Origin of the sequence: Bradyrhizobium sp. AUGA SZCCT0105, assembly GCF_018129565.1 — a bacterium.
Taxonomy (GTDB): domain Bacteria; phylum Pseudomonadota; class Alphaproteobacteria; order Rhizobiales; family Xanthobacteraceae; genus Bradyrhizobium.
The window spans coordinates 70,613-97,044 of record NZ_JAFCMK010000005.1; the positions used below are offsets into that span (position 1 = coordinate 70,613).

At 64.6% G+C, this 26,432-nt stretch carries 27 protein-coding genes; 20 read left to right on the forward strand and 7 right to left on the reverse strand.

Annotation, left to right across the window (positions count from 1 at the left end):
* Positions 1-221: 221 nt before the first annotated feature.
* Complete coding sequence (locus tag JQ573_RS23350; protein WP_212316217.1) at positions 222-683, reverse strand: GNAT family N-acetyltransferase; 462 nt, start codon at positions 681-683, stop codon at positions 222-224.
* Between the two features lie 102 nt (positions 684-785).
* Positions 786-1,601, reverse strand: a complete 816-nt coding sequence (locus tag JQ573_RS23355) for a PAS-domain containing protein (protein WP_212316215.1) — start codon at positions 1,599-1,601, stop codon at positions 786-788.
* Between the two features lie 211 nt (positions 1,602-1,812).
* Here JQ573_RS23355 and JQ573_RS23360 point away from each other — a divergent pair, with 211 nt between their 5' ends.
* Positions 1,813-2,166 (forward strand): DMT family protein, encoded by a 354-nt coding sequence (locus JQ573_RS23360; protein WP_212016991.1) that lies wholly within the window; start codon positions 1,813-1,815, stop codon positions 2,164-2,166.
* Positions 2,167-2,176: 10 nt separating this feature from the next.
* Here the strand turns inward: JQ573_RS23360 and JQ573_RS23365 are convergent, their stop codons facing one another.
* From JQ573_RS23365 to JQ573_RS23375, 3 genes are all read right to left on the reverse strand, one after another.
* Positions 2,177-2,317: a hypothetical protein gene (locus tag JQ573_RS23365; RefSeq protein WP_212316522.1), complete on the reverse strand. Its 141-nt coding sequence runs from the start codon at positions 2,315-2,317 to the stop codon at positions 2,177-2,179.
* Positions 2,318-2,392: 75 nt separating this feature from the next.
* The gene (locus JQ573_RS23370) at positions 2,393-2,569 is read right to left on the reverse strand and encodes a hypothetical protein (protein ID WP_173640895.1); all 177 of its coding nucleotides are present in this window, start codon (positions 2,567-2,569) and stop codon (positions 2,393-2,395) included.
* A 179-nt stretch (positions 2,570-2,748) separates the two neighbouring features.
* On the reverse strand, positions 2,749-3,402 hold the full coding sequence (locus tag JQ573_RS23375) for a glutathione S-transferase family protein (protein ID WP_092117422.1): 654 nt from the start codon (positions 3,400-3,402) through the stop codon (positions 2,749-2,751).
* A 622-nt stretch (positions 3,403-4,024) separates the two neighbouring features.
* Between JQ573_RS23375 and JQ573_RS23380 the strand changes: the two genes are divergently transcribed.
* The 3 genes from JQ573_RS23380 (at position 4,025) to JQ573_RS23390 (ending at position 6,749) form a co-directional block, all read left to right on the forward strand.
* Positions 4,025-5,227 (forward strand): pyridoxal phosphate-dependent aminotransferase, encoded by a 1,203-nt coding sequence (locus tag JQ573_RS23380; RefSeq protein ID WP_097673133.1) that lies wholly within the window; start codon positions 4,025-4,027, stop codon positions 5,225-5,227.
* 251 nt (positions 5,228-5,478) lie between these two features.
* Positions 5,479-6,003, forward strand: coding sequence for a DUF992 domain-containing protein (locus JQ573_RS23385; RefSeq protein ID WP_212316213.1), 525 nt, complete (start codon positions 5,479-5,481; stop codon positions 6,001-6,003).
* Positions 6,004-6,266: 263 nt separating this feature from the next.
* Positions 6,267-6,749: a DUF992 domain-containing protein gene (locus tag JQ573_RS23390; protein ID WP_097673135.1), complete on the forward strand. Its 483-nt coding sequence runs from the start codon at positions 6,267-6,269 to the stop codon at positions 6,747-6,749.
* On the opposite strand, the gene JQ573_RS23395 is transcribed toward JQ573_RS23390, so the two are convergent.
* Positions 6,746-7,678 (reverse strand): alpha/beta fold hydrolase, encoded by a 933-nt coding sequence (locus JQ573_RS23395; RefSeq protein WP_212316212.1) that lies wholly within the window; start codon positions 7,676-7,678, stop codon positions 6,746-6,748. The genes JQ573_RS23390 and JQ573_RS23395 overlap by 4 nt on opposite strands.
* 124 nt (positions 7,679-7,802) lie before the next feature.
* On the opposite strand from JQ573_RS23395, the gene JQ573_RS23400 reads away from it, so the two are divergent.
* The 7 genes from JQ573_RS23400 (at position 7,803) to JQ573_RS23430 (ending at position 16,291) form a co-directional block, all read left to right on the forward strand.
* On the forward strand, positions 7,803-8,717 hold the full coding sequence (locus JQ573_RS23400) for a LysR substrate-binding domain-containing protein (protein ID WP_212316211.1): 915 nt from the start codon (positions 7,803-7,805) through the stop codon (positions 8,715-8,717).
* Between the two features lie 170 nt (positions 8,718-8,887).
* Positions 8,888-10,936, forward strand: coding sequence for an elongation factor G (locus JQ573_RS23405; protein ID WP_212316210.1), 2,049 nt, complete (start codon positions 8,888-8,890; stop codon positions 10,934-10,936).
* A 182-nt stretch (positions 10,937-11,118) separates the two neighbouring features.
* On the forward strand, positions 11,119-13,110 hold the full coding sequence (locus JQ573_RS23410) for a WG repeat-containing protein (RefSeq protein ID WP_212316209.1): 1,992 nt from the start codon (positions 11,119-11,121) through the stop codon (positions 13,108-13,110).
* 91 nt (positions 13,111-13,201) lie between these two features.
* The gene (locus JQ573_RS23415) at positions 13,202-13,843 is read left to right on the forward strand and encodes a YoaK family protein (protein ID WP_212316208.1); all 642 of its coding nucleotides are present in this window, start codon (positions 13,202-13,204) and stop codon (positions 13,841-13,843) included.
* A 31-nt stretch (positions 13,844-13,874) separates the two neighbouring features.
* On the forward strand, positions 13,875-14,741 hold the full coding sequence (locus tag JQ573_RS23420; protein ID WP_212316207.1) for a shikimate dehydrogenase: 867 nt from the start codon (positions 13,875-13,877) through the stop codon (positions 14,739-14,741).
* A 116-nt stretch (positions 14,742-14,857) separates the two neighbouring features.
* A complete protein-coding gene (locus JQ573_RS23425) occupies positions 14,858-15,436 on the forward strand; it encodes a hypothetical protein (RefSeq protein WP_212316497.1) in 579 nt (192 codons plus the stop codon).
* Positions 15,437-15,682: 246 nt separating this feature from the next.
* On the forward strand, positions 15,683-16,291 hold the full coding sequence (locus JQ573_RS23430; protein ID WP_212316205.1) for a hypothetical protein: 609 nt from the start codon (positions 15,683-15,685) through the stop codon (positions 16,289-16,291).
* 175 nt (positions 16,292-16,466) lie between these two features.
* Here JQ573_RS23430 and JQ573_RS23435 read toward each other — a convergent pair whose 3' ends face one another.
* A complete protein-coding gene (locus JQ573_RS23435; RefSeq protein ID WP_212316204.1) occupies positions 16,467-17,603 on the reverse strand; it encodes an alpha-hydroxy acid oxidase in 1,137 nt (378 codons plus the stop codon).
* Positions 17,604-17,726: 123 nt separating this feature from the next.
* On the opposite strand from JQ573_RS23435, the gene JQ573_RS23440 reads away from it, so the two are divergent.
* From JQ573_RS23440 to serA, 9 genes are all read left to right on the forward strand, one after another.
* Positions 17,727-17,900, forward strand: a complete 174-nt coding sequence (locus JQ573_RS23440) for a hypothetical protein (RefSeq protein ID WP_212316202.1) — start codon at positions 17,727-17,729, stop codon at positions 17,898-17,900.
* 217 nt (positions 17,901-18,117) lie between these two features.
* Positions 18,118-19,464, forward strand: coding sequence for a phosphoglucosamine mutase (gene glmM, locus JQ573_RS23445; protein ID WP_092117402.1), 1,347 nt, complete (start codon positions 18,118-18,120; stop codon positions 19,462-19,464).
* A 507-nt stretch (positions 19,465-19,971) separates the two neighbouring features.
* Entirely contained in the window at positions 19,972-20,823 is an 852-nt protein-coding gene (locus JQ573_RS23450; RefSeq protein WP_212316200.1) for an outer membrane protein, read from the forward strand.
* A 180-nt stretch (positions 20,824-21,003) separates the two neighbouring features.
* Positions 21,004-21,855, forward strand: a complete 852-nt coding sequence (locus JQ573_RS23455; protein WP_212316198.1) for an outer membrane protein — start codon at positions 21,004-21,006, stop codon at positions 21,853-21,855.
* Positions 21,856-21,926: 71 nt separating this feature from the next.
* Positions 21,927-22,517, forward strand: a complete 591-nt coding sequence (locus tag JQ573_RS23460; RefSeq protein ID WP_212408743.1) for a glutathione S-transferase family protein — start codon at positions 21,927-21,929, stop codon at positions 22,515-22,517.
* Between the two features lie 18 nt (positions 22,518-22,535).
* Complete coding sequence (locus JQ573_RS23465) at positions 22,536-23,006, forward strand: GNAT family N-acetyltransferase (protein WP_212408745.1); 471 nt, start codon at positions 22,536-22,538, stop codon at positions 23,004-23,006.
* A 162-nt stretch (positions 23,007-23,168) separates the two neighbouring features.
* Positions 23,169-23,381, forward strand: coding sequence for a hypothetical protein (locus JQ573_RS23470; protein ID WP_212316196.1), 213 nt, complete (start codon positions 23,169-23,171; stop codon positions 23,379-23,381).
* A gap of 78 nt (positions 23,382-23,459) precedes the next feature.
* Positions 23,460-24,632 carry a phosphoserine transaminase gene (locus JQ573_RS23475; RefSeq protein ID WP_212316194.1) on the forward strand — a complete coding sequence of 391 codons (1,173 nt, stop codon included), beginning with the start codon at positions 23,460-23,462 and terminating at the stop codon, positions 24,630-24,632.
* Between the two features lie 208 nt (positions 24,633-24,840).
* The gene (serA, locus tag JQ573_RS23480) at positions 24,841-26,430 is read left to right on the forward strand and encodes a phosphoglycerate dehydrogenase (RefSeq protein WP_212316192.1); all 1,590 of its coding nucleotides are present in this window, start codon (positions 24,841-24,843) and stop codon (positions 26,428-26,430) included.
* Positions 26,431-26,432 lie beyond the last annotated feature (2 nt).

Sequence of the window (26,432 nt, forward strand, 5' to 3'; positions counted from 1 at the left end):
ACGGGCGGCAAGGTGCCGCCCTACCGCCGATCACGCATGGCACCTATCACGGACGGCAGTGTCACAAAAAAAGCGGTCCCGGTCAGACGCGGCGACTGACGGGGACCGCTCGGGGCGAAGATCTGAGACGGGGGGCCTGATCTTACGCACGCGGAAGCCTAGCCGGGCTTTGTAACGCGCCGGTGACATCTCCATTCCATCCACAGGCCGCGCAGGCGCGCTCAGATGATCTTGCGATAGATGACGAAGCCGGGCTTGTCCGCGACCTTGTCATAAAGCTGCATCGCGGTGTGATTGGTCTCGTGCGTCTGCCAGTAGACGCGCGGCGAACCGACGAGTTTCGCCTGCGCGTAGACGCCGTTGATCAAGGCGCGGCCGACGCCCTTGCCGCGCGCGGCCTGGCTGGTGAAGAGATCCTGCAGATAGCAGGTGGGCGCGATCGCCGTGGTCGAGCGGTGAAACAGATAGTGCGTCAGACCGAGCAACGTGCCGCCGGCGTCGGCGACCAGCGCAGGCATCGGCTCGTAGGCATCGAAGAAGCGCTGCCACGTCATCGCGGTGATCTCGGGCGCGAGCGCGGTCGGTCCGGACCGTTCATAGAAGGCGTTGTAGCCGTCCCACAGAGGAAGCCACTGGGCGTAATCGTCGCGCGTGACGAAGCGGATGGTGACGTCGTCGGACATGAACGAACCCTGGATGATCCCGCGTTGCACGATGTCTGCGCATCGCTCGCGAAGGTTCTACCGTCGCTATCTCGCGGGATCAATTGCCGACGTGGTCGCGCCTCATTCGGCGGCGCGCAGCAGCCGCGCCAGATGGCGTTCGCGCCCGGCGCGCTGCGCGCGATATTCGTCGGCCTTGGCCGGATCGTCGGTGTGCCGCACGAGGTCGGTCACCGGCGTGTAGCTCAGCATGCGGCCCCCGTCCGGCAGCGCCGTGCAGCTGAAGCGCAGCACCTGGCCGTCGGCGAGATTGAGGTTGATCGGCGTGGAATCGCCCGATCGCATCATCGCGATGCGCTCGGCGATGAACGCGCTCAGCTCGTCTTCCGGCAATTCGTAGGCGCCGGTGTCGCGGCCATGATACATCAGCGCGACGAACGGCGGCTTGCTGTCGGCCTGCGCATCGGAGAGCGCGAAATATTCGCGGAAGGCGCGGTTGATGAATTCGGCGCGGGTGTCGGCGTCGAGCAGCACGATGCCGATGTCGACCTGGTCGAGCGCGGCGGCGAGCCGCGCCGAGGTGGCGTGATGCTGCTGGTCCGCGGCAAAGGCGTCGATCCACTTCTGCCGCAGCATTCCGGTGATCAGGGCGGTGCCGGCCGCGGTCGCGGCCAGCATCAGCATCCGCGCGACGTCGGCGGCGTCGTAGCCGGGCAGCGCGCGATGGTCAAGGAAGAACAGCGCCGAGGCGGCCACCGCGATCGCGGCGGAGGTCAGCCCGGAGCTGATGCCACTGATCGAGCTGGCTAGCGCCACGATGCAGACGAACAGCGGCGCCGGATTGGGGACGGCGACAACGAGGCGATCGATGAGGAAGGCGGCGAGCGCCGTGATCGCCGTCAGGGCCGGACCTGAAATGGCACGCCAATCAAACCGCATGCGCGTTCTCGCTATCTGTCAAACGAACGATAAAGCGGTAGTTTGACGACAGCTCCGCAACGGCGCCGGGATTTTCGTCCCGACCGTTAAGCCGGCCTTGCGCGGGCCGAACCAGCTTTCGCTGCTTTCAAATCAAATGATATGCAGATCGCCATGGAACCCGGTTCCGGGCCTGCGGGTTACCGCGTGCTTTGCTTGAAAGAGGACATCGATGCCCGCCATTTCGCCTTCGCTGCTGCCGATCCTGATGCTGTTTGCCTCGAACGTCTTCATGACCTTCGCCTGGTACGGCCATCTCAAGTTCAAGGATCATTCGCTCCCCCTTGTGATCATGGTGAGCTGGGGCATCGCCTTCTTCGAATACTGGCTGGCGGTGCCGGCCAATCGCTGGGGCAGCGCGGTCTATAGCGCGGCGCAGCTCAAGACCATGCAGGAGGTGATCACGCTGGTCGTGTTCGCCGGCTTCTCGGTGTTGTATCTGAAGGAGCCGCTGGGCTGGAATCACGCGCTCGGCTTCGCCTTCATCGCCGCCGGCGCGTTCTTCATCTTCCACAAATGGAGCTAGCGCGTTCGCGCTAGCGGTGCGGAGCCGGCTTGGCGGCCGGCGCCGTAACATGCGCGGGGTGCGCACGGTCTTCGCCCTGCGTGCCGGTCACGATCAGGAGCGATGCCGCGAGCAGGATCGCCGCCGACAGCGTCACAGTCACAAGTCCCACGGGGGTCTTCATCATGTCGCGCCGCTGTGTCTCCCGCGCCTTGCCGCGGATCAGGTGCCAAATGGAATTGCTGGATTACGCCGGGATCGATGTCGCCATGCTGATGTTGCTCGCCAGCAGCGTCACGGCGACGACCAGGCACAGCGTCAGTGCGCCAAGCGCGAGCGACGCGGCGATCGCGTTCGTCAGGCGGGATGATGCCACTGGGGCAGGGCGGCCATGGAAGCCTGCCGTGCCGGACCACCGTTTCATGGTGTAAATCCCTCAAGCCGCGAGCGAATCACTCGCGACATCCGAGCGAATCTGCCCAGCGTCACCGGCAACATTGCGGCGGCGAGGTCCCCCGAAAACGGCGAAAATGCGGCCTCAACGGGGGTTTTGCCCGTTATTTGGGCAGTTTCCCCGCTATTCCCGGAATTCAGACCGGTTGTTCAAACGCCTGCCACAAGGCGGGCCTGAGGCTCGGCCCCGGCACCAGGCTGCCAATCCATCGAGACAAATCCGGGGGTCTGCTCGACCCGTTTCAGCCAGGCGCGGATCGACGGGAAGGTGGCCAGGTCGAAGTCGCAGCGGTCGGCGACGTGGGTGTAGCCGTAGAGGGCGATGTCGGCGACCGTGAACTGTTCGGCCGCGAAAAAGGCGTGCCCCTTGAGGTGATTTTCCATCACCTGCAGCGCCGCATAGCCGCGCTCCATCCAGTCCTCGAGCGCGTGCGTCTGCAGGTCGCGCCCGCCCTTGACCAGCGACAGCCAGAAATAGGCGGCGCCGATATTCGGCTCCAGCGCGTGCTGCTCGAAGAACATCCATTGCAGCGCCTCGGCGCGCTCGATCCGCGACTCCGGCGCCAGCGGCGTGCCGATCGCGACGTACCAGAGGATGGCGTTGGACTCGGCGAGATGGCGGCCTTCGGCGACCTCGAGCAACGGCACCTGGCCGCTCGGATTCTTGGCCAGGAAGTCCGGGGTGCGGCTCTCGCCGCGCAGGATGTCGATCTCGATCGCCTGGTATGGCGTGTTCAGCACCGCAAGCGCCAGCCGGACCTTGTAGCTGTTGCCGGAGCGCTGCATCGAATAGAGCTTGTACATTGCGTCGGGGTTCACAGGTTCACTTGGTCTGAGACGGTACGCTTGAAAATTGCGCGGCCTGTCACACCGCAATGCCGCTAAACAATGATGCCGACAGGGGTGCGTCGCAAGCCCTGGAACGTGGAAAAAGTCGAAACGTCTACCGCACTGCACGCGTGCAGAACGATTCCATCAACACGGCAGAACAACTCGGATCACGGCTGCGCGACACTGTGCACGGTGCCGGTCGATGCCATCGATACCTTGGCTGGCGCGCGGCAATTCACAAACGTTAACGCGCCATCCCGATCGCGCGATGTGCCCACCGGCTGCAACGGACCGCCCGCCGTCGGCACCATCTGGCAAGCGCCGCACGGCAATTGTCCTCGGAGCAATCCGCGCCGGCGCACGCGGCCGCAGGCCTTGCCGGCAAGGCTGGAGCGGCCATCAGCGGACTTGCCGGATATGAGTCATTTGGGGCCGGAACTTGCGGAATATTGCGCGTGTTGCGAGCCATGCGGGAAAGTTTTCGTGCTTAACCGCCAAGCTTCTTGCGATGCAGCGGCGACAGGCCTAGGGTGCCGCGATCCCATTCAAATCAAGTCGTGGCCCAACGGCTCACGACGTTTGCCAGGAGATGATAATGGCCTTCCTGTCCGCTGCGCTCGACCGTGTGAAGCCGTCCGCGACGATCGCGGTCACGGACAAAGCACGCGCGCTGAAAGCCGCGGGCCGCAACGTCATCGGCCTCGGCGCCGGCGAGCCTGACTTCGACACGCCTGCCAACATCAAGCTGGCTGCGATCCACGCGATCGAGGCCGGCAAGACCAAGTACACCGATGTCGGCGGCATTCCGGAGCTCAAGGAAGCCATCATCAACAAGTTCTCGCGCGAGAACGGCCTGAGCTACAAGCCGAACCAGATCATCGTCGGCACCGGCGGCAAGCAGGTGCTCTACAATGCGCTGATGGCGACCATCAATCCGGGCGACGAGGTGATCATCCCGGCGCCGTATTGGGTCAGCTATCCCGAAATGGTTGCGCTCGCCGGCGGCGAGTCGGTGCCGGTGGTTTGCCCGGCCTCGACCGGCTTCAAGCTGCGCCCGGAAGATCTCGAGAAGGCGATCACGCCGAAGACCAAGTGGGTGATCCTGTGCTCGCCGTCGAACCCGACCGGCTCGGCCTATACTCGGAGCGAGCTCAAGGCGATCACCGACGTGCTGGTCAAGCATCCGCATGTCTGGGTGATGACCGACGACATGTACGAGCACCTCGTTTATGACGACTTCGTCTTCACCACGGCCGCGCAGGTCGAGCCGAGCCTTTACGAGCGCACGCTGACCGTGAACGGCGTGTCGAAGGCCTACTGCATGACCGGCTGGCGCATCGGCTATGCCGGCGGCCCGGCGCAGCTGATCAAGGCGATGGCGACGATCCAGTCGCAGTCGACCTCGAACCCGTCGTCGATCGCGCAGTGGGCGTCGGTCGAGGCGCTCAACGGTCCGCAGGACTTCATCGCCGCGAACAACAAGGTGTTCAAGGAGCGCCGCGACCTCGTGGTGTCGATGCTCAACCAGGCGAACGGCATCGAGTGCCCGCGGCCGGAAGGCGCGTTCTACGTCTATCCGTCCTGCGCCGGTACGATCGGCAAGAAGGCGCCCTCGGGCAAGGTGATCGACAACGACGAGGCGTTCGTCACCGAGCTGCTCGAGAGCGAAGGCGTCGCGGTCGTGCAGGGGTCGGCGTTCGGCCTCGGACCCGCGTTCCGCATCTCCTACGCCACCAAGACCTCGGATCTCGAGGATGCTTGCAAGCGCATCCAGCGCTTCTGCGGTAATCTGCGGTAATCGGTCTGAACTAAGAAACTGGGAAACGCTCCCGCACCTGGTGCGGGAGCGTTTCTGTTTGTGTGCTGAGATCGCGCGGCGGTAAAATCGCGGAGTCAAATCACAACCTGCTCATCTCACGCGTGTGTGCGCGAACTTCGATGCCACACGCGGGAAGTTTTTACGGCGTCTTTGCGAACTGCCTTGTTTTGGACACGACCCTTGCATTCTGTCCGCCGCACAAATTCAGTTCACCTTGCGGAGACAGACCAATGCGACTTTCGACTCTCACCCTTGCAGCGCTTGCGTTGCTGGCGCCGTTCGCCACCGCCAACGCGGCACCCCAGCAGGTTCAGGCCGGGGTTCTGCAATGCCAGGGCGGCGAGAACGTCGGCTTCGTCGTCGGCTCTGTTGCCCGCCTCGAGTGCGTGTTCCAGAGCGGCGGCCGCCGTCCTGAGCCTTATGTTGCGACCGTGAAGCGGATCGGCGTCGACCTCGGCGTCACCGCGACGACCCAGCTCGCCTGGGCCGTGAGCGCGCCGACCACGCAGCTTCCGCGCGGTGCGCTTGCCGGCAGCTACGGCGGCGTCGGCGTCAACGCGTCGGTCGGCCTTGGTGCCGGCGGTAACTTCCTGTTCGGCGGCCCGAACAACGCCTATGCGCTGCAGCCGATCAGCGTGCAGGGCCAGACCGGCCTCAACGTTGCGGCCGGCATCGCCGGGATCGATCTCGAGCCGGTCCGCACCGCCGGTCCGCGCCGGCATCATCGTCACCACCGTCATCATCACCACCACTAAGCTGGTCGGTGTTCGATCAAAGAGGCCCGCGAAAGCGGGCCTCTTTTTTTGCGGTCTGTCGTTTTGTTGTCGGTTGCGTGACATTCTCTGCAGGGGGCGCGGGGCATAGCAATAGCGCCACATCCTGCAACAATCGGTGGCCGAGCACCGCAAATTCTGGCTGCACAATCGATGTTGTGGCATAGGATGCGAAAGGCGCCACAGACACGGCGCCGTTCTGCTCTCTGCTCGCGTCATTGCCTCTCAGCCGGAGACTCCCCAACATGCGTCGCTTCACTCTCCTCGCCGGTGCCGCCATCGCCACGCTGACCGCAATCGTTGGCGCCGACGCCCAACAGCCGAGCCAGCGCGTTCAGGTCGGCGTCCTGGAATGCCGCGGTGGCGCGAGTGTCGGCTTCATCGTCGGCTCCGTGACCCATCTCGGTTGCGTGCTGCGCGCCAATGGCCTGCCTGAGGATCGCTACATCGCGACCATCCAAAAGGTCGGCATCGATCTCGGCATCACCCAGGAATCGGCGCTGGCCTGGGGCGTCTACGCACCGGTGGAGCGGCTCGGGCCGGGTGCGCTCTCCGGCAATTATGCCGGCGCGCAGGGCAGCGCGACACTCGGCGTCGGCGTCGGCGGCAATGTGCTGGTCGGCGGCTCCGACAACACGATCGCCCTGCAGCCGCTCAGCGTGCAGGGCCAGGTCGGCGTCAACATCGCCGCCGGCCTCGAGAGCCTGGAGCTGCGTCCCGGCCGCTAACTCGCGCGCGCGGCGTTCTGCAATCTGCCGAAGAAGCCGCGGGCTTCTTCGGCAACGATCCCGGGCGCCTCGGCGTGAACATAATGCCCGGTGTCGACGAACCTGATCGAAGGTTCGCTCCAATAGTCCCCCAGCCTGTCCGACCATTCCGGCGCGATCAGCGGATCACGGCGGCCCCAGAGAAAGCGCGAAGGGATTTCGATGCGCGGCTGCGCCGGCAGTCTGCCTTCCAGCCAGAGCCTGCGATTGGGCGCGGACGAGGGATACCAGTCGAAGCCACCCTGGATGTTGCCCGGCTTCATGAAGTTATCGACATAGGCTTCGAGCAGGTCGCCGAATACGGCGGGATCGTCGCCCGACCAATGGTCGAGGAAATGGCGGAAGTAGAGCCGGCATGACTCGCGCGAGCTTCCGACCAGTTGCGCGGCCCATGGCAGCTGCTGGAAGTATTGATACCAGACCTCGATCAGGTGGCCGGGCTCGCCGTAGCGTTGGCCGAGGCCCGGATAGGGCGTGCAGAGATAGAGCGTGCCGGTCAGCCGCTGCGGCTGACGATGCGACATCGCCTGCATGACATAGGCGCCGAGATCGCCGCCGATCACGCCGAAGCTGATATGACCGAGCGCGTCCATGAGCGCGAACATATCCAGCGCATGCCGATCCGCGGTGGCGGACGCGTCAGGTCCGGGCGCCGGCTTGCCGGTGTCGCCGCAGCCGCGCAGGTCCGGCGCGATCAGCTCGAAACTGTCGCCGAGCCGCAGTATCAGCGGACGCCACACCAGCCAGAATTCCGGCCAGCCGTGAAGCAGCAGCAGCGGCGGGCCTTTGCCGAAGCGCGCGACGTTGACGGACAGGCCGCCGATCTCGATCTTCTGCTGCGTGATGCCGGCCGCGGCTGCATCCGCGAAGGCTTTTTCCAGTGCCGTCATGGCGATTTCCTGTGGTTTGCCGCAGGCTGTCTGCGTTCGCGCGTCCGGTCCAATACTCGTTCGATACGGTAGCAGAGCTATTGCGTATGGCTGCAAGCGCCGGCCGCCGTGCTATATCGCCGGCATGGAATTGCGACACCTCAGATATTTCGTGGCGCTCGGCGAGGAATTGAATTTCACCCGCGCGGCCGAGCGGCTGCATATCGCACAACCGCCGCTGAGCCAGCAGATCCGTCAGCTCGAGGACGAACTCGGCGTGACGCTGCTGCAGCGGAATAGCCGTCCGATCAGGCTTACCGAGGCCGGCGAGCTGTTTCTTGAGCGTGCACGCGCGCTGCTCGCAAGTTTCGAGAGCGCGGTTGCGGACACGCGGCGCGTCGGTCGCGGCCAGGCCGGCAAGCTTGCAATCGGATTCGTCGGCTCCGCGATGTTTGCCGGCCTGCCCGATATCATCGGCGCCTATCGCGACGCCTGTCCCGATGTCGAGCTCGTGCTCGACGAGATGCTGGCGGCGGAGACTGCCGAGGCGCTGCGGCGGTGCCGGATCGACGTCGGCTTCGCACGCCCGGCGCTGTTGCCCGAAGCGGGGCTCGCGCAGCGCCTGATCCTCGATGAGCCCTATGTCGCGGCGCTGCCGCGCACGCATCCCCTCGCGGCGCGAGGCGACATTGCGCTCGCCGAACTGTCCGACGATGCCTTCGTGCTCTATCCGGCGCAGCCGGAGCCTTCGGTTACCGGCCTGATCGTCGCGGCCTGCCAGGCCGCCGGCTTCACGCCGCGGCTCGCACAGGAAGTTCTACATCTGCAAACCGCGATCGGCCTGATCGCCGCCGGTGTCGGCGTGTCGCTCGTACCTGAAGGCGCGGCGCGCGCGCAGACCGGTCGCGGCGTGTCGTACGTTCGGCTTGCCGCGCCTGTTGTGACGGCTCCGCTCACGATTGCGTGGCGCGAGGAAGATGTGTCGCCTGCCGTGCAGCGCCTGCTCGACATCGTGCAGCGCTGGCGCGAGATTGCGCCGGGACTTGCGCCAAGGAACTGATGCATCGGACGCAATCGTCCGGCGAATGACGGCGCGCAGCTCCGCCGTCGCAAACTTCCGCGACGCCGCACCGCAGCGACGTTTTCCCGCTTGCCAAATGTCAAACGCAGGCAGAGCATAAACGGTCGCCGACCCAATCATGGGCCGAGCTCCAACACGAGGAGGCGGCAATGGGACAAGACGTCAGAAGTCCCCGAGGTCCACGGTGCATCGCGCTGGTGGGCCCTTTCCAAAGCGGTAAAACCACACTTCTGGAAGCGATCCTGGCGCGTACTGGCGCCATCAAGACTGCCGGCAGCGTCGATGCCGGAACTTCCGTCGGCGATGCCAGCCCCGAGGCACGTCAACACAAGATGGGCGTAGGCCTGACCGCCGCCACCACCACCTTTATGGGGGACAGCTACACCTTTATCGATTGTCCCGGCTCGATCGAGTTCGCGCACGACATGCGTGCCGCGTTGCCGGCGGTCGATGCCGCGGTCGTGGTCTGCGAGGCTGACGAGAAGAAGCTGCCGCAGCTGCAGATCATCCTGCGCGAGCTCGAGGAGCTCGGGATTCCCCGTTTCCTGTTCCTGAACAAGATCGACCGCGCCAACAAGCGCGTCCGCGAGACGCTTGCGACGCTACAGCCGGCGTCGCGCGTACCGCTGGTGCTGCGCCAGATCCCGATCTGGAATGGCGATCTGATCGAAGGCTTCGTCGATCTCGCGCTGGAGCGCGCCTTCGTCTATCGCGAGCACAAGCCGTCGGAGGTGATGGCGCTGGAAGGCGGCAATCTCGATCGCGAGAAGGAAGCGCGCTTCTCGATGCTGGAGAAGCTCGCCGATCACGACGATGCGCTGATGGAGCAATTGCTGGAGGATATCCAGCCGCCGCGCGATGCCGTGTTCGACGATCTCGCGCGCGAACTGCGCGAAGGGCTGATCTGTCCGGTGCTGCTTGGTGCGGCGAGCCGTGAGAACGGCGTGCTCCGCCTGATGAAGGCGCTGCGCCACGAGGCGCCCGGCGTCACTGAGACTGCCGCGCGGCTCGGCATCAAGGACCAGAAGGATGCGCTGGCCTATGTGTTCAAGACCGTGCATCTGCAGCACGGCGGCAAGCTGTCGCTGGCGCGCGTGCTCGCAGGCCGGCTCGACGACGGCGCGACGCTGCAATCCTCGAGCGGCGAGAGCGGGCGGGTTTCCGGCATCCTCGCGGTCTCGGGTACGCATGACAGCAAGCGGCCGCAGGCCGAAGCCGGCGACGCGGTCGCGCTCGGCAAGCTCGATGCGATCAAGACCGGCGATACGGTGTCGAGCGGCAAGACCGCCCCGGCCTCGCTGGTCAAGATCGAGCCGGTGGCGGCGGTGCTGTCGATCTCGATCGCCGCGACCGACCGCAAGGACGACGTCAAGCTCGGCCAGGCGCTGCTGCGGCTGAATGAGGAGGATCCGTCGCTGACGATGATCCAGAACCCGCGCACCCACGACACCGTGCTGTGGGGGCAGGGCGAGATGCATCTGCGCGTCGCGCAGGAACGGCTGAAGGACCGCTACGGCGTCAACGTCAAATCGCATCCGCCGGCGATCGGTTATCAGGAGACCATCCGCAAGGCGGTCACCCAGCGCGGCCGGCACAAGAAGCAGTCCGGCGGCCACGGCCAGTTCGGCGACGTCGTGCTCGACATCAAGCCGAAGCCGCGCGGAAGCGGCTTCGAATTCCACGAGAAGGTGGTCGGCGGCGCGGTGCCGCGCAACTATATCGGCGCGGTGGAGGAGGGGGTGGTCGACGCGCTCACGCGCGGCCCGCTCGGCTTCCCCGTGATCGACGTCGACGTCACACTGACCGACGGCTCCTATCACAGCGTCGACTCCTCCGACCTTGCGTTCCGCACCGCGGCGCGGGTCGGCGTCAGCGAGGCGCTGCCGCAGTGCCAGCCGGTGCTGCTGGAGCCGATCCACATGGTCGAGATCGTCTGTCCGACCGATGCGACCGCCAAGATCAACGCGATCCTGTCGGCGCGCCGCGGCCAGATCCTCGGCTTCGACACCCGCGAGGGCTGGAGCGGCTGGGACTGCGTCCGTGCCACGATGCCGGAATCCGAGATCGGCGACCTCATCGTCGAGCTGCGCTCCGCCACCGCCGGCGCCGGCACCTTCACCCGCCAGTTCGACCGCATGGCCGAAGTGACGGGCCGCGCCGCCGACCAGATCATCGCCGCGCATCGCGACGCGGCGTGAGGCTGTAACAGTCATCCCGGGCGCGCAAAACTTGCGCCCGGGACTCGCGGCTACATTTGGTTCTGTCACTATCGGCCTGCAACGATGTGCAATTACACATTGTAGAATGACCGACACTATCCCGCCACGGAGTGCGCCTACTCGTCGATCCCGGTTTGGACGGTGAGGGCAGGACCGTGCGCGTGTGGTCGAAAGTTGCCGCGTTGGCAGGCGTACTGTTGATGCATGGCGTATTTGCGCAAGACAAGCCGATGGAATTGACGCCGGCCGGCAAGGCCGTTTTGCAGGATTTGATCGCGCAGAGGCCCTCACCCTACGACACTCCCTCGTCTGGCCCCCTGCCAATGTGCGCGTTTCCCGGCGGTCTGTGTGGAGCGGTGCACCGCGACGGTACGGTCGCGGTATTTCCCCGCTACGACTGGATCGGCACATTCTCGGATCAGCGGGCCGCCGTCCGCCTCGGCGGTCTCTACGGCTTCATCGACGAGGACGGCCACGAGATCGTCAAACCACAATACCGCATCGTCGACGACTATCGGTTCGGCTTCGCGCAGGTCGATGTGGATGGAAGGTCCGGTCTGATCGACCAGGACGGCAAGATGGTGATCGAGCCGAAATATGGATTCATCCGAGCGATCAGTCCCGATCGTTTTGCCGTATCGGAAGACCGGCACCTGGGCGGTATGACCGGCGGGGAGGACTTTTCCAGTAGCCGGGTCGCGTTTACGCCGTCCGGCGAAGCGAGCTTCAGCGTCAGCGCCCCTGAGCCGTCCCTCACCGATGTCATCGACGTCCAGGGCCGATTGATCGAGTCGCGCAAACCGCCGATTCCTGGGTTCGACAACAATCCGGCACTCCGCTGGGTGCAAAAGGACAAGCTTTGGGGGCTGATGCGCGCAGACGGAAGCTGGCTCGTCGAGCCGAAATTCCAGCAGGTGAGTGCGTTGAATAACGGGCTCGCACGCGTGACCGTCAACGGCAAGGTCGGCTTTATCGACCGGCGGGGAAACTTCGTCATCGAGCCGGTTTTCGACAAAGCCGGGTGGTTCATTGCGGGCTTCGATCGCACCTCGGCCGAGCGCGACGGCATCGTGGGCGTGATCGACAAGTCAGGTGCATGGATTTTCCAGACCAATTATCAACAGCTTCAGTTTGCCTTTGCCAGCCTCAAGTCCGATCACCCGGGCGCTGTGTTTGGCTGGCACTTCAAGACGGCCGACCGGTGGGGGCTTCTAGACCTCAATGGCCGCGTAATTATCGACGCCGAATACGATCAGCCGATCGGGCAATGCGCCGATGGCCGGCTCGACGCGTACAAGAACAAGGAAGCGCTCTACTTCAAGGCGGACGGCAGCCCGCTGCAGCCGCCCGACGGCCGGCTTATCGACGCGTCGTGCTATGGCGGCACTCCGCCATTCATTCTGAAGATCGGAGACAAATTCGGTTTGGTCGACGCCGGCTCGAACCCAGTGACGCCTGTGGTGTTTGACGCGATCGTCTGGGCCGGACCGGACGTCAAGAATGCCAAGCTTCACGGCAAATGGGGTCGCCTTGGGCCCGATGGACATTGGGTGCTCGAACTCAAATTCGACTACCTCTCAACCGGCGCCGGCCTCTTCGTCGCATCGATCGACGGCAAGCGCGGCTTCATGCGCTCGGACGGATCATGGCTGATCGAGCCGAAATTCGACGCGGCCGCACTGCGTCGCGAAAATGACACCGCCTTTGTGACCCTGTCCGGAGCGACCGGCGTGCTCCGGCTTTCGGATCAATCCTGGGTCATTCCGCCGCGGCCGGGCGTTCTGTGCGATGTCAGTATCAGTCCCGTGATGGTGTCGGAAGCCGCGGGCAAGCGCGCTATCCTGTCGCGAACCGGGGAGACGTGGATCGACATTGGCGCCGAACGCGTGGGGGTCAACGTCGATTTCGGCCTCCTGACCTTTCTCAGGGACGGCAAGTGGGGGCTGGTCGATACCGCCGGGCTAGTGATGGTCGAGCCGCAGTTCGACGAGCCGGTCTACTTCACGCCGCGCCTACGCGGCGTGGCGTGGGCCAAGCGCGACGGCAAATGGTGTGCGATCGACCGGCGCGCTCACTCGGTCCCGGGCGTCGCTTGCCTCGATACCAACCCCCTGGGTCGCGACAACCGCTTCGAGTGCAAAGTTGAGCGGTGACTTCCTGCGATCACGCCCTGCGCGGGCGTGATCGTTGGCAGGATGGCCGGAGGCCGCTAGCTTGTGTCCCTGATGGGGGCGCAACGACATCATGCTTGAATCCCGCCGTAACCTGGCGCTGGCCTGCGCGCTCAGCGCGCTGGCCGGCTATGTCGACGGCATCGGCTATCTGCATCTTGGCGGGCTGTTCGTGTCCTTCATGAGCGGCAACTCGACGCGGCTCGGCGTGACCTTGGCCGAGGGCCATTGGCAGCACGCTCTGGATGCACTGGAACTGATCGTGCTGTTCGTCGCCGGCGCCGCGGCCGGCAGCCTCATCGTGCTCAGCCGCATCGCGCATCGCCAGCCCCTGGTCCTGCTGGTCGAGGCGCTGCTGCTGATGGCGGCGGCGATCGCCTATGCCTACGGCCTGCCGAACACCGCGGTCGTCGCCATCGTGCTGGCGATGGGGCTCGAGAACGCCGTGTTCCAGCTCGAAGGCGGGGCCGGGCTTGGCCTGACCTATGTCACGGGCGCGCTGGTCAAGGCGGGGCAGCTGATCGCTGCCGCCCTGACCGGCGGTGCGCCCTGGGCCTGGCTGCCTAACGTCCTGCTGTGGGCGGCGCTGGTCGCGGGCGCTCTGCTCGGGGCACTTGCCTACCGCTGGATCAATCTCGGTGCGATCCGGTTTGCCGCGGGCACCGCGTTCGCCCTCAGCGCGCTGGTTGCCGCAACCGCGAAGCGGATGGATTGACAGCGCGCCTGCCTTGGCCGATGTCACGGCCATGACATCCCAAGGCAATGCTCAAGACAACACCCAAGGTAAAACCCGCGCCGCGTGCCTGATCGGCTGGCCGGCGGCGCATTCCCGCTCGCCGCTGATCCATCATTACTGGCTGCGCACGCTCGGCATCGAGGGCGGCTACGTGATCGAGGCGGTGCCGCCGGAGGATTTCAAGGATTTCCTGTTCCGCCTGTCGCTGCGCGGCTTCGTCGGCGCCAACGTCACCCGTCCGCACAAGGAGCGCGCGCTGGCGCTGTCGGCGCCGGACGCGCGCGCCCGCGCCGTCGGGGCCGCCAACACGCTGTGGTTCGCCGATGGCGAGCTGCGCTCGACCAACACCGATGTCGAAGGCTTCATCAACAATCTCGACGCCTGCGCGCCTGGCTGGGACAAGACGGAGGACGTGCTGGTGCTGGGCGCCGGCGGCGCGTCGCGTGCGGTGGTGTTCGGCCTGATCGAGCGCGGGATTGCGCGCGTGCATCTCGTCAACCGCACCATCGATCGTGCCCGCGCGCTCGCAGAGCAATTCGGCGCCCGTGTTCATCCCGCGACGTGGGACGCGGTCGGCGAGCTGCTGCCGCGCGCAGGGCTGCTGGTGAACGCCACGTCGCTCGGCCAGCATGGCCAGCCCGCGCTCGAGGTCGATGTGCGGTTGCTGCCGCAAAATGCGGTTGTTTCCGATATTGTCTATGTGCCGCTGGTGACGCCGCTGCTCGCCGCAGCCGAGGCGCGTGGCCTGAAGACCGCCGACGGCCTCGGCATGCTGCTGCACCAGGCCGTGCGCGGTTTCGAGCTGTGGTTCGGGCAGCGCCCGCAGGTCACGTCCGAATTGCGCGCGCTTGTCGAAGCCGATCTCACAAAGACTTGAGGCCTGGAATAGCGTCTCCGGAACGGTGTCTCGTGTTAGTCCCCCGCGTTCCCTCCCGGAGATCAATGATGCCTGCCAGCCGTTCCCATGTCATTCGTCCGTTCATTGCGCTTGCGATGGTGACGGCATCCACGCTTTACGCGCTGGCGCAGCAGCCGCCGACGCCGACGCGGGTGCGTGGAACCGTCGAGAGCGTCGACGGCGATACGCTCGCGGTGAAGTCGCGCGGCGGCGAGGACGTCAAGCTGCACATGGCGGGCAATATGGTGGTGCTCGGCCTCACCAAGATCGCGCTGTCCGACATCAAGGTCGGTTCCTTCATCGGTACGACCACGGTGCCGGGGCCCGACGGCGTGCCGAAGGCGGTCGAGGTGCATGTCTTCCCCGAAAACATGCGCGGCACCGGCGAAGGCTCGCGACCGTATGATCTGAAGCCCAACAGCAGCATGACCAACGCCACGGTCGCGGAATCCGTCGTCGGCAATGACGGTCATACATTGCTGGTCAAGTACAAGGACGGCGAGAAGAAGGTGCAGGTCACGCCCGACACGCCGGTCGTGACCTATGTTCCCGGCGACAAGGCCGACCTGAAGGCCGGCGCCAAGGTCATCGCCTTCATGAAGAAGCTGCCCGACGGCTCGCTCGAAACCGACCGAATCAGCGTCGGCCGCGACGGCCTCACGCCGCCGATGTGACGCGTGGTTCGTAGCTCGGATGAAGCGAAGCGAAATCCGGGACGGTGCCGACGTTGAGAAAGTCCCGGATTGCGCTTCGCTCCATCCGGGCTACGGGATGACAGTTTCGTTATCGCAGTAACAGCATCCTCATCCGGTCCGTAGTTGTCCTGCGTGTCGCCTTCCCGCGAAGGGGAGGTAGCCGCACGGAATACCTGCAACTCCCCGGTGTTCCCTGATTCGCCAGCCAAACCCATGAGGAACACCATGCCGAAATCGACGCTGTTCGCCGCATTGCTTCTCGTTGCCTTTGCCTCAGCCGCATCGGCGCAACAACCGCCGACGGTGCGCATCCGCGGCACCATCGAGGCCGTCGACGGCGCGATGCTGTCGATCAAGTCGCGCGACGGCGACGATATGAAGGTACGCACGACCGACAACGTCGCGGTGTTCGGCGTCGCCAAGACCCATCTGTCGGAGATCAAGGCCGGTTCCTATATCGGCGTCACCGCGATGCCCGAGCCGGACGGAACGCAGAAGGCGATCGCGGTTCACATCTTCCCGGAAAACCAACGCGGCGCCGCGGAAGGTTTTCGTCCCTGGGACCTGCGCGCCAACTCGACCATGACCAACGCCACCGTCGCCGAGACCGTGGAGGGCACCGACGGCCAGAACATCCTGGTGAAATACAAGGACGGCGAGAAGAAAGTCGTGGTGCCGCCGGGAACCCCGGTCGTCACCTTCGTCTCCGGCGACAAGTCGGAGCTGAAGCCGGGCGCCAAGATCATCATCTTCGGCGCGGTGAAGAGGGACGACGGCACGCTGGAAGCCAACCGTGTCAACGTCGGCCGCGACGGCATCGCGCCGCCGATGTGACGCGAAGGCCAGTCTCTCTTAACACGTCGTCCCGGCGAAAGCCGGGACCCATAACCACAGGGTTAAGTTGTTGAAGTGCGCTGTGGCCCCAGCCATGCGCAACAATATCGATCGGTGGTTATGGGTCCCGGGTCGCGCTTCGCTTGCCCGGGACGACGCGGAGTTTGCAGCTGCGCTAAACCGCCAGCACCTTGTCGTCGATCTCGGCGATGGTGTTGACGCCGCACAGCCCCATCGTGGTGGTGAGCTCCTTGCCCAGGATGTCGAGCGCCTTGGCGACGCCGGCCTCGCCGCCGGCGCCGAGGCCGTAGGCGTAGGCGCGGCCGATCATGCAGGACTTCGCGCCGAGCGCGAGCGCGCGCATGATGTCCATGCCGGTGCGGATGCCGCCGTCGAACATGATCTCGAGCTTCGAGCCGACCTCGTCGACGATCTCCGGCAGTACCTCGATCGAGGACGGAGCGCCGTCGAGCTGGCGGCCGCCATGGTTGGACACCACGATCGCCTGCGCGCCGGTCTTGGCGGCGAGCTCGGCGTCCTCGACATCGAGAATCCCTTTAAGGATCAGCTTGCCCGGCCAGATGCTGCGGATCCAGTCGATGTCCTTCCAATTCAGCGTGGTATCGAACTGCGAGGCGGTCCATTCCGACAGCTTGGTCAGATCCTCGGTGCCTTTGACGTGACCGACGATGTTGCCGAAGCTGCGGCGCTTGCCGCGCAGCACGCCGGCGACCCATGACGGCTTGCTCGCGAAGTCCAAGAGCTTCGACAGCGACCATTCCGGCGGCACCGTCATGCCGTTCTTGATGTCCTGGTGGCGCTGGCCGATCACCTGCAGGTCGACGGTCAACACCAGCGCCGAGCATTTCGCCGCGATCGCACGCTCGATCAGCGATTTGATGAAGCCGCGGTCCTTCATGACGTAGAGCTGGAACCAGAACGGCTTGTCGACGGCGGCCGCGATGTCCTCGATCGAGCAGATCGACATCGTGCTCTGGGTGAACGGAATGCCGGCCGCTTGCGCCGCGCGGCAGGCGTGGATCTCGCCGTCGCCATGCTGCATGCCGAGCAGGCCGACCGGCGCCAGGATGAGCGGCATCGCCGAGGGCTCGCCCAGGATCGTGGTCGCCAGGCTGCGCTTGGACACATCGACCAGGATGCGCTGGCGGAACTTGATCTGCTGCAGGTCCTCGGTGTTGGCGCGCAGCGTATCCTCGGTGTAGGAGCCGCGGTCCGCATAATCGAAAAACGCCTTCGGCACCCTGCGCTTGTGCAGCTGGCGCAGATCTTCGATGCAGGTAATGTGCTTCATGGACGTTCCCGGCCCTTCTTCTCGATCGCAAGTTTGATGCAGACGTCTTGCGGGTGTTCGGTCTTGCCGTCATCTAGCATGGTTGGGTGGCCCGCCAAATCTGAAGACGGATAGGAGAGCACGATGACGCAATCAGGCTCCAAGCCGAAAGTAGACGAGAACGCCGAAAAGCGCCGGCTCGATGAGGCCCTGGAAGAGGGCCTTGAGGAGACGTTTCCCGGTTCCGACCCCGTCAATGTGACCCAGCCGGCCCCCAGCAAGGGTGACCAGCACGTCAAGCGAGGCGACAAGAGGTAGGGGACAGCAGTCGTTCCCGGGGATTGCCTGAAGGGCCATAATGTTATATTTTTCAGCGCCTTAATGCCGAAAAACGCGGTTCGGCCGCGGTAATGATTCATCATATTTTTTGAAGTCATTTTAGCGCCTGGCAGTCTATAAGGCCGATGCACGCTACACTGGTAGGCGTTCAGGACTCTCTCGCCGGGTGGTTCGAGAGGTCCGTGTTGGGGGTATCATGAGCCGCAAATATTTCGGGACCGATGGAATTCGGGGCCGCGCCAATGGGCTGATCACGCCGGAGCTCGCGCTCAAGGTGGGGCAGGCCGCAGGGTTGGTGTTTCAGCGTGGCGACCATCGCCATCGCGTCGTGATCGGCAAGGACACGCGGCTGTCCGGCTACATGATCGAATACGCCATGGTCGCAGGCTTCACCTCGGTCGGCATGGACGTGCTGCTGGTCGGCCCGATGCCGACGCCGGCGATCGCGATGCTGACCAAGTCGATGCGCGCCGATCTCGGCGTCATGATCTCGGCGTCGCATAATCTGTTCGAGGACAACGGCATCAAGCTGTTCGGCCCGCAGGGCTTCAAGCTCTCCGACGATGTCGAGAAGCAGATCGAGCAATTGCTCGACGAATCGCTCGACCGCCGCCTGGCGCAGAGTGCGAGCCTCGGCCGCGCCCGCCGCATCGACGGCGTCCACGACCGCTACATCGAATTCGCCAAGCGCACCTTGCCGCGCGACCTCTCGCTCGACGGCCTGCGCGTCGTGGTCGATTGCGCCAATGGCGCCGCCTACAAGGTGGTGCCGGAAGCGCTGTGGGAACTCGGCGCCGACGTGGTGCCGATCGGGGTCGAACCCGACGGCTTCAACATCAACAAGGAATGCGGCTCGACCTCGCCGGAAGCGCTGTCGCGGAAGGTGCGCGAGATGCGCGCCGACATCGGCATCGCGCTCGATGGCGACGCCGATCGCGTCATCCTGGTCGACGAGCGCGGCCACATCGTCGACGGCGACCAGCTGCTTGCGGTGATCGCGCAGAGCTGGAAGGAAGAGGGGCGCCTCGCCAAGCCCGGCATCGTCACGACCGTGATGTCCAATCTCGGGCTGGAGCGCTTCCTGCAGGGCCACGGGATTTCGATGGTCCGCACGCCGGTCGGCGACCGCTATGTGCTCGAGCAGATGCTGAGCGGCGGCTACAATCTCGGCGGCGAGCCGTCCGGCCATATCATCATGTCGGACTATTCGACCACCGGCGACGGCTTCGTCGCTGCGTTGCAGGTGCTCGCCGTGGTGCAGAAGCTGCGCCGTCCGGTGTCGGAGATCTGCCGGCGGTTTGATCCATTGCCGCAGATCCTGAAGAACGTGCGCTATCGCAGCGGCAAGCCGCTCGACGACGCCGAGGTCAAGTCCGCGATCACCGACGGCGAGAAGCGCCTCAACGGCCATGGCCGCCTGCTGATCCGCCCCTCCGGCACCGAGCCGGTGATCCGCGTCATGGGCGAGGGCGACGATCGCATCCTGGTGGAAGAGGTCGTCGACAACATCGTCAGCGCACTCGGCCACGCCGCCGCGGCTTAGGGCCTGCTGTTCTCCAGGGCCCTACCTGCCTCTGTCATCGCGAACTGCCTGACCCGTCATCCTGAGGCGCTCGCGGAGCGAGCCTCGAAGGATCGACGGCCCGGCTGGTAGCCGATTCATCCTTCGAGACGCGGCCAAGCGGCCGCTCCTCAGGATGACGGGTCGTCGATGAGAACTCCACAGCGCATCGCTGCCATTGGCTAGTGCAGCTGGTCCGCTTCACCTCCGCGCGCATTAAGCATTCGCTAACACTCAGGGCCTGCGTGCCGGCAAAACCCTGCGCCTGCGTCAACGCTTCATTAGCACCTGTGGCGAGATCGCCAATCTTTCGCCGCCACACGCGCGCTTTGATGGACCCATAAGCAACAGCCGCAGCAAAAGGTGAGAGAAAATCAACCTTAAAAATTAGGGTTAAGTGCCGCTTAAACATTTGCTGGCATCGTCCGGCCCGTGAGTTTCAGACGTGGGGCTTTCGTGTCGCCTCACTGGCCCAAAAGGACGAAGCCAATGCGTAGCGTAACGACCCTGATTGCCGCAGGCGCGGCATCCCTGCTGTCTTCGGTGGCGTTCGCTGCCGACATGCCGATCATGCCGCCGCCCCCGATGGCGTATGCTCCTCCGCCGGTCCAGGATTTCGGCGGCTGGTATCTGCGCGGCGACATCGGCATGACCAATACCCAGGCCAAGCTGCATGCCAATGCCTACGACACGCTGCCGGCGGGCACCACGTTCAACCAGTTCGGCACCGGCTTCGACAGCGGCATGCTGTTCGGCGTCGGCGTCGGCTATCAGTTCAACAGCTGGTTCCGCGCCGACATCACCGGTGAGTATCGCTCCAAGGTGAGCTTCAACGGCACCGACTTCTTCACGTTCCCCGGGCCGAGTTCGCTGGGCGACACCTATCATGGCGGCGTTCAGAGCTGGGTCGCCCTCGCGAACATCTATGCCGATCTCGGCACCTGGGGTTGCTTGACCCCGTTCATCGGTGCCGGTGTCGGTGCCGCGGTGATCAAGACCTCGGCCTTCTCCGACGTCACCACGTTCCCGAGCGGATCCGGCCTGACCAGCTCCTTCATCGCCGACGGTGCGACCAAGACCAACTTCGCCTGGGCGCTGCATGCCGGTGTCGCTTACAAGGTCACCAACAACTTCACGGTTGAACTGGCCTATCGTTACCTCGACATGGGCACCGCCGCCCACGGCCAGGGCCACTTCTTCGACGGCACGCCGGCCGGTCCTTCGACCTTCCAGTTCCGCGACATGACCTCGCAGGACGTGAAGCTCGGCGTACGCTTCGCCTTGCCTTGCTGCGACGTGCTGCCCCCGCCGCCGCCGCCCCCGCTGATCCGCAAGGGCTAATTTGAGGGTTAATTTCGAGCCTTCACGGTTAACGATTGAAACGGCGCGGGATCACCCCGCGCCGTTTTTCTTTGCCGTGCTTCTGCAACTTGAGTGGTCGAAAGCTCGCGGCGACAACGATTGGTTAAGGTTAACAGGCGATGATCAACGCGCATTCGGTGAGTGGGATGGAGCGTTGCAATGCGTAGGTTCTTGCTGGCGGCGATGATGTTCGGGGCGGTGACCGGCGCGCAGGCGGCCGACATGCCTGATTTCCTTCGCGGCAGTCTTCCCGCTTCCAGCGCGCCGACCAGAAACTGGGACGGCTGGTATGCCGGCGGTCAGGTCGGCCAGACATGGATCAACACCGACTTCGGGGGCAGTGTTGCTTCCCTGACCAATTCCATCTTCCGCAACACCACGCTGCAGGGGCCGACGTCCCAATTCAATCTGCTGGGCCGGGTCAATGCGCAAAGCTCGGGCTTCGGAGCGTTTGTCGGACGCAACTATCAGTTTGACGACGTCGTGGTCGGTGTCGAAGCAAACTATACCTATTGGTCCGGCCTTACGACAACGACCTCCGGAAGTCTGGGTCCGATTCAAGTCGCTCAGCCAACCCTGGTCCTGCCGGCCGGCGCGTCTGCCGCCGACGGCGTGACGTTGAATGGAAGCGCGTCGCTGAAGCTCAAGGACGAGATCACATTCCGCGGCCGCGCGGGTTGGGCGACCGGTGACTTTCTGCCTTACGCCTTCGGCGGCCTCGCAGTCGGCCGAATGGACGTTTCGCGCACGGTCACCAGCTCCGTGAACCGAACGATCAACTTTGCCGACGGAAGTTCGACCACCTTTGCACTGCCGCAGTTTTCCCAAACCGCGACAGATGCGAAGACGGACGCCTACGTTGCCGGCTGGACCGCTGGTCTCGGCCTGGAATACATGTTGTGGAACTGTGTCTTCGTGCGCGGCGAGTGGGAATACGTCAAGTTCGCACCAGTCAAGAACACGTCGGTCACGCAGAACAGCGTGCGCGCCGCCATCGGCTACAAGTTCTGACGCACGCCGCCTCGCTTGACACCGCAATCTGCGGCTGATCCGATGTTGCTCCGCAAGCGGAGCAACCTCACGTGAAAATCCATGGCGACGCCAATTCGGGCAATTGCCTGAAGGTGAAATGGGTGTGCGACAAGCTGGCGCTGCCGTACACATGGGTCGAGATCGACACCATGAAGGGCGGCAGCCGGACGGCGGAATTCCTCAAGCTGAACGGCTGGGGCCAGGTGCCGACGGTCGAGCTGGATGACGGCCGCACGCTCGCGCAATCCAACGCCATCATCCGCTACCTCGCGCGCGGCAGCGATCTGATCCCCGGCGATCCCTATCGTGCGGCGCAGATGGATGCCTGGATGTTCTGGGAGCAGAACAGCCATGAGCCCTATGTCGCCGTTTGCCGCTTTCAGACCGTGTATCTCGGCAAGGCCGTGTCGGAGATCGATCCGCACCTCATCAAGCGCGGCTATGTGGCGCTCGATCATCTGGAGCGGCATCTTGCCGGTGCGCAGTTCCTGGTCGGCGATGCGTTCTCGCTCGCCGACGTCTCGCTGCTGGCCTATACGCGCGTTGCGGAGGATGGCGGCCTCGCGCTCGAACGCTATCCCATGACCCGCCGCTGGATCGCCGATGCGGAGCATGTGCTCGCTCTGCCGCCGGTCCGCTGATCTCGGGTAAGCCTCGCCATGCGTGAAGCTTCATCGATCACGATCCGCCACGCTCGCCGCGAGGATGTCGCCGCCATCGTCGGCATGCTGGCGGACGATCCGCTCGGCAGTGCGCGCGAACGGATCGCGGATCCGCTTCCGCAAAGCTATTACGACGGCTTCGCGCGGGTCGAGCGTGATCCCAACCTGCAGCTTGTCGTCGCCGTCGACGGAGAGGGCGCCGTCGTCGGATGCCTGCAGCTTGCGGTTCTGCCGGGTATCAGCTCGCAGGGCTCTTCGCGCGGCCTGCTCGAGGACGTGCGCGTCGCAACACACTGCCGCAGCCGCGGCATCGGTGAGCAGCTCGTGCAGTGGGCGGTCGCGGAGGCGCGCGCGCAAGGCTGCATGCTGGTCGAACTGCTGACCCATCGCACACGCGTCGATGCGCAGCGCTTCTATGAGCGGCTCGGATTCGCGCGCAGCCATGTCGGCATGACGCTCCGCTTTTGACCTGCACGAGTTGTGCCGCATCCAAGACAATGCCTGCGGTAGCCGCTGCTGCGCGATCCGGTTAACAGCCAATAAACTAAGCCGGTCTCCGTGAATTTACGGGTCGGAACGAGTCCGGTATGTCGGACGTCTCCCACGGGGCGGCGGCGACTGGGGATTGGAATGTCGGATTATTCGATCGTGCGGGTCGGCAACGAGTACATCGTGCAGGCCGGCGATAAGAGCATTTTGAAAGTATCGAGCCGGCGCAGGGCAGTTAAGATCATGACTCTCGCGGCGGATTTGCTCGATCAGGAGACGATGCAGCAGGTCGAGGACGCTCCATCAATCAGCCGTGATCCCCCGACTGTCCCGGAAAAGTCGGAACTTCCTTGACGTTTTGGTGCCCTTCCACTATTTCCGACGGCGGGAAACCTCTCCCCACCGAGAGGCAGCTATCTGGAAGGGTAGATTATGACTGCAGCGAAGCCCGCTTCGCGGCCCAATGTGCCGCATTTCTCCTCCGGCCCCTGCGCCAAGCGCCCCGGCTGGAACCCCAACAATCTCAAGGACGCCGCCCTCGGCCGCTCGCATCGTGCGAAGGTCGGCAAGGCCAAGCTCAAGCTCGCGATCGAACTGACGCGCGAAGTGCTCGAGGTGCCTGCGGACTACAAGATCGGCATCGTGCCGGCGTCGGACACCGGCGCGGTCGAGATGGCGCTGTGGTCGCTGCTCGGCGCGCGGCCCGTCACCACGCTCGCCTGGGAATCCTTCGGCGAGGGCTGGGTCAGCGACATCGTCAAGGAGTTGAAGCTGAAGGACGTCACCAAGCTGAACGCGGCTTACGGTGAAATCCCCGATCTCGCCAAGGTCGATCCCGCGTCCGACGTCGTCTTCACCTGGAACGGCACCACTTCCGGCGTGCGCGTGCCGAACGCCGACTGGATCAGCGCAACGCGTGAAGGCCTGACGATTTGCGACGCGACCTCGGCCGCCTTCGCGCAGCCGCTCGATTTCGCCAAGCTCGACGTCGTCACCTTCTCCTGGCAGAAGGCGCTCGGCGGCGAAGCGGCGCACGGCATGCTGATCCTGTCGCCGCGCGCGGTGGAACGGCTCGAGACCTACAAGCCGGCCTGGCCGCTGCCGAAGATCTTCCGCCTCACCAAGGGCGGCAAGCTCAACCAGGGCATCTTCGAGGGCGAGACCATCAACACGCCGTCGATGCTCTGCGTCGAGGATTATCTCGATGCGCTGAATTGGGCGAAGTCGATCGGCGGCCTGAAGGCGCTGATCGGGCGCGCCGACGCCAACACCAAGGCGCTCGCCGACTGGAAGGCGCGGACGCCCTGGATCGACTTCCTGGCCAAGGATCCCGCGATCCGCTCCAACACCTCGGTGTGCCTGAAGTTCACCGATCCCGCGATCACCTCGCTTCCATCAGACGCCCAGGCCGACTTCTGCAAGAAGCTGGTCGCGCTGGTCGAGAAGGAGAACGCCGGCTTCGACTTCGCGTACTACCGCGATGCGCCGGCCGGCCTGCGGATCTGGTGCGGCGCTACCGTCGAGGCCAAGGACATCGAACTGCTGACGCAGTGGATCGACTGGGCCTTCGCCGAAACCAAGGCAGCGCTGCCCAAGGCGGCATAAGCTTTCTCTTGTCACCTCTCCCCGTTCTTACGGGGAGAGGTCGGATTGCGCAGCGATCCGGGTGAGGGCCTACTCGGCTTGTTCCTCGCCCGTGGCTGCCCCTCACCCCAACCCTCTCCCCGTAAGAACGGGGCGAGGGAGAAGTGATCAGAGACTTCACCACATTGGTCCAAGAGACCCGCCCGCTGCAGGGCAGAGGAACAGTCACATGACAAAACCCAAGGTTCTGATTTCCGACGCGCTGTCTCCCGCTGCCGTGCAGATCTTCAAGGATCGCGGCGTCGAGGTCGACTTCCAGCCCAATCTCGGCAAGGACAAGGAAAAGCTCGCCGAGATCATCGGCAACTATGACGGCCTTGCGATCCGCTCGGCCACCAAGGCGACCGCTAAGATCATCGAGAAGGCGACGAAGCTCAAGGTGATCGGCCGCGCCGGCATTGGCGTCGACAATGTCGAGATTCCGGCGGCGACCGCCAAGGGCATCATCGTGATGAACACGCCGTTCGGCAATTCGATCACGACCGCCGAGCACGCCATCACCCTGATGCTGGCGCTGGCGCGCGAGATCCCGCAGGCTGACGCCTCGACCCAGGCCGGCAAGTGGGAGAAGAACCGCTTCATGGGCGTCGAGATCACCGCCAAGACACTCGGGGTGATCGGTTGCGGCAATATCGGCTCGATCGTCGCCGACCGCGCGCTCGGCCTGCGCATGAAGGTGATCGCGTTCGATCCATTCCTGTCGCCGGAACGCGCCAAGGACATCGGCGTCGAGAAAGTCGAGCTCGACGATCTGCTCAAGCGCGCCGATTTCATCACGCTGCACACGCCGCTGACCGAGAAGACCCGCAACGTCATCGACGCGGCCGCGATCGCCAAGATGAAGAAGGGCGTGCGCATCATCAACTGCGCCCGCGGCGGCCTGGTCGACGAGCAGGCGCTGGTCGATGCGCTGAATTCCAAGCATGTCGCGGGCGCCGCCTTCGACGTGTTCGTCGAGGAGCCGGCGACCTCGAACGTGCTGTTCGGCCATCCCAATGTGATCTGCACCCCGCATCTCGGCGCCTCCACCACCGAAGCGCAGGAGAACGTCGCGCTGCAGGTCGCCGAGCAGATGTCGGACTATCTGCTGTCGGGCGCGATCTCCAACGCGGTCAACTTCCCCTCGATCACAGCGGAAGAGGCGCCGAAGCTGAGGCCGTTCATCGAGCTCGCCGAGAAGCTCGGCTCGTTCGCCGGCCAGCTCACCGAGAGCGGCATCCTCAAGACCACGATCACCTATGAGGGCCACGTCGCCGAGATGAAGATCAAGGCGATCACCTCGGCGGTGCTGTCCGGCCTGCTGCGGCCGATGCTGGGCGAGGTCAACGTGGTGTCGGCGCCGGTCGTCGCCAAGGAGCGCGGCATGGTGGTGGACGAGGTCGTCCGCGCCGCGCAGAGCGACTATGAAAGCCTGATCACGGTCACCGTCACCACCGAGCGCCAGGAGCGTTCGGTGTCCGGCACCGTCTATGCCGACGGCAAGCCGCGACTCGTCGACATCAAGGGCATCCGCGTCGACGCCGAGTTCGGCAAGTCGATGATCTACGTCACCAACGAGGACAAGCCGGGCTTCATCGGCGCGTTCGCGAGCCTGCTCGGCGATGCCAAGATCAACATCGCGACCTTCCATCTCGGCCGCGTCAAGCAGGGCGGCGACGCCATCGCGCTGGTCGAGGTCGACGGCGCAGTGCCGGCGGATCTGCTCGCCAAGGTGCAGTCGCTGCCGCAGGTGAAGCAGGCCAAGGCGCTGACGTTCTAACA

What these genes read in the sequence shown, in the direction of transcription:
- JQ573_RS23350 (WP_212316217.1), bottom strand. Translation starts at nt 683, where the DNA reads ATGTCCGACGACGTCACCATCCGCTTCGTCACGCGCGACGATTACGCC.
- JQ573_RS23355 (WP_212316215.1), bottom strand. Translation starts at nt 1,601, where the DNA reads ATGCGGTTTGATTGGCGTGCCATTTCAGGTCCGGCCCTGACGGCGATC.
- JQ573_RS23360 (WP_212016991.1), top strand. Translation starts at nt 1,813, where the DNA reads ATGCCCGCCATTTCGCCTTCGCTGCTGCCGATCCTGATGCTGTTTGCC.
- JQ573_RS23370 (WP_173640895.1), bottom strand. Translation starts at nt 2,569, where the DNA reads ATGAAACGGTGGTCCGGCACGGCAGGCTTCCATGGCCGCCCTGCCCCA.
- JQ573_RS23375 (WP_092117422.1), bottom strand. Translation starts at nt 3,402, where the DNA reads ATGTACAAGCTCTATTCGATGCAGCGCTCCGGCAACAGCTACAAGGTC.
- JQ573_RS23380 (WP_097673133.1), top strand. Translation starts at nt 4,025, where the DNA reads ATGGCCTTCCTGTCCGCTGCGCTCGACCGTGTGAAGCCGTCCGCGACG.
- JQ573_RS23385 (WP_212316213.1), top strand. Translation starts at nt 5,479, where the DNA reads ATGCGACTTTCGACTCTCACCCTTGCAGCGCTTGCGTTGCTGGCGCCG.
- JQ573_RS23390 (WP_097673135.1), top strand. Translation starts at nt 6,267, where the DNA reads ATGCGTCGCTTCACTCTCCTCGCCGGTGCCGCCATCGCCACGCTGACC.
- JQ573_RS23395 (WP_212316212.1), bottom strand. Translation starts at nt 7,678, where the DNA reads ATGACGGCACTGGAAAAAGCCTTCGCGGATGCAGCCGCGGCCGGCATC.
- JQ573_RS23400 (WP_212316211.1), top strand. Translation starts at nt 7,803, where the DNA reads ATGGAATTGCGACACCTCAGATATTTCGTGGCGCTCGGCGAGGAATTG.
- JQ573_RS23405 (WP_212316210.1), top strand. Translation starts at nt 8,888, where the DNA reads ATGGGACAAGACGTCAGAAGTCCCCGAGGTCCACGGTGCATCGCGCTG.
- JQ573_RS23415 (WP_212316208.1), top strand. Translation starts at nt 13,202, where the DNA reads ATGCTTGAATCCCGCCGTAACCTGGCGCTGGCCTGCGCGCTCAGCGCG.
- JQ573_RS23420 (WP_212316207.1), top strand. Translation starts at nt 13,875, where the DNA reads ATGACATCCCAAGGCAATGCTCAAGACAACACCCAAGGTAAAACCCGC.
- JQ573_RS23425 (WP_212316497.1), top strand. Translation starts at nt 14,858, where the DNA reads ATGGTGACGGCATCCACGCTTTACGCGCTGGCGCAGCAGCCGCCGACG.
- JQ573_RS23430 (WP_212316205.1), top strand. Translation starts at nt 15,683, where the DNA reads ATGCCGAAATCGACGCTGTTCGCCGCATTGCTTCTCGTTGCCTTTGCC.
- JQ573_RS23435 (WP_212316204.1), bottom strand. Translation starts at nt 17,603, where the DNA reads ATGAAGCACATTACCTGCATCGAAGATCTGCGCCAGCTGCACAAGCGC.
- JQ573_RS23440 (WP_212316202.1), top strand. Translation starts at nt 17,727, where the DNA reads ATGACGCAATCAGGCTCCAAGCCGAAAGTAGACGAGAACGCCGAAAAG.
- glmM (WP_092117402.1), top strand. Translation starts at nt 18,118, where the DNA reads ATGAGCCGCAAATATTTCGGGACCGATGGAATTCGGGGCCGCGCCAAT.
- JQ573_RS23450 (WP_212316200.1), top strand. Translation starts at nt 19,972, where the DNA reads ATGCGTAGCGTAACGACCCTGATTGCCGCAGGCGCGGCATCCCTGCTG.
- JQ573_RS23455 (WP_212316198.1), top strand. Translation starts at nt 21,004, where the DNA reads ATGCGTAGGTTCTTGCTGGCGGCGATGATGTTCGGGGCGGTGACCGGC.
- JQ573_RS23465 (WP_212408745.1), top strand. Translation starts at nt 22,536, where the DNA reads ATGCGTGAAGCTTCATCGATCACGATCCGCCACGCTCGCCGCGAGGAT.
- JQ573_RS23470 (WP_212316196.1), top strand. Translation starts at nt 23,169, where the DNA reads ATGTCGGATTATTCGATCGTGCGGGTCGGCAACGAGTACATCGTGCAG.
- JQ573_RS23475 (WP_212316194.1), top strand. Translation starts at nt 23,460, where the DNA reads ATGACTGCAGCGAAGCCCGCTTCGCGGCCCAATGTGCCGCATTTCTCC.
- serA (WP_212316192.1), top strand. Translation starts at nt 24,841, where the DNA reads ATGACAAAACCCAAGGTTCTGATTTCCGACGCGCTGTCTCCCGCTGCC.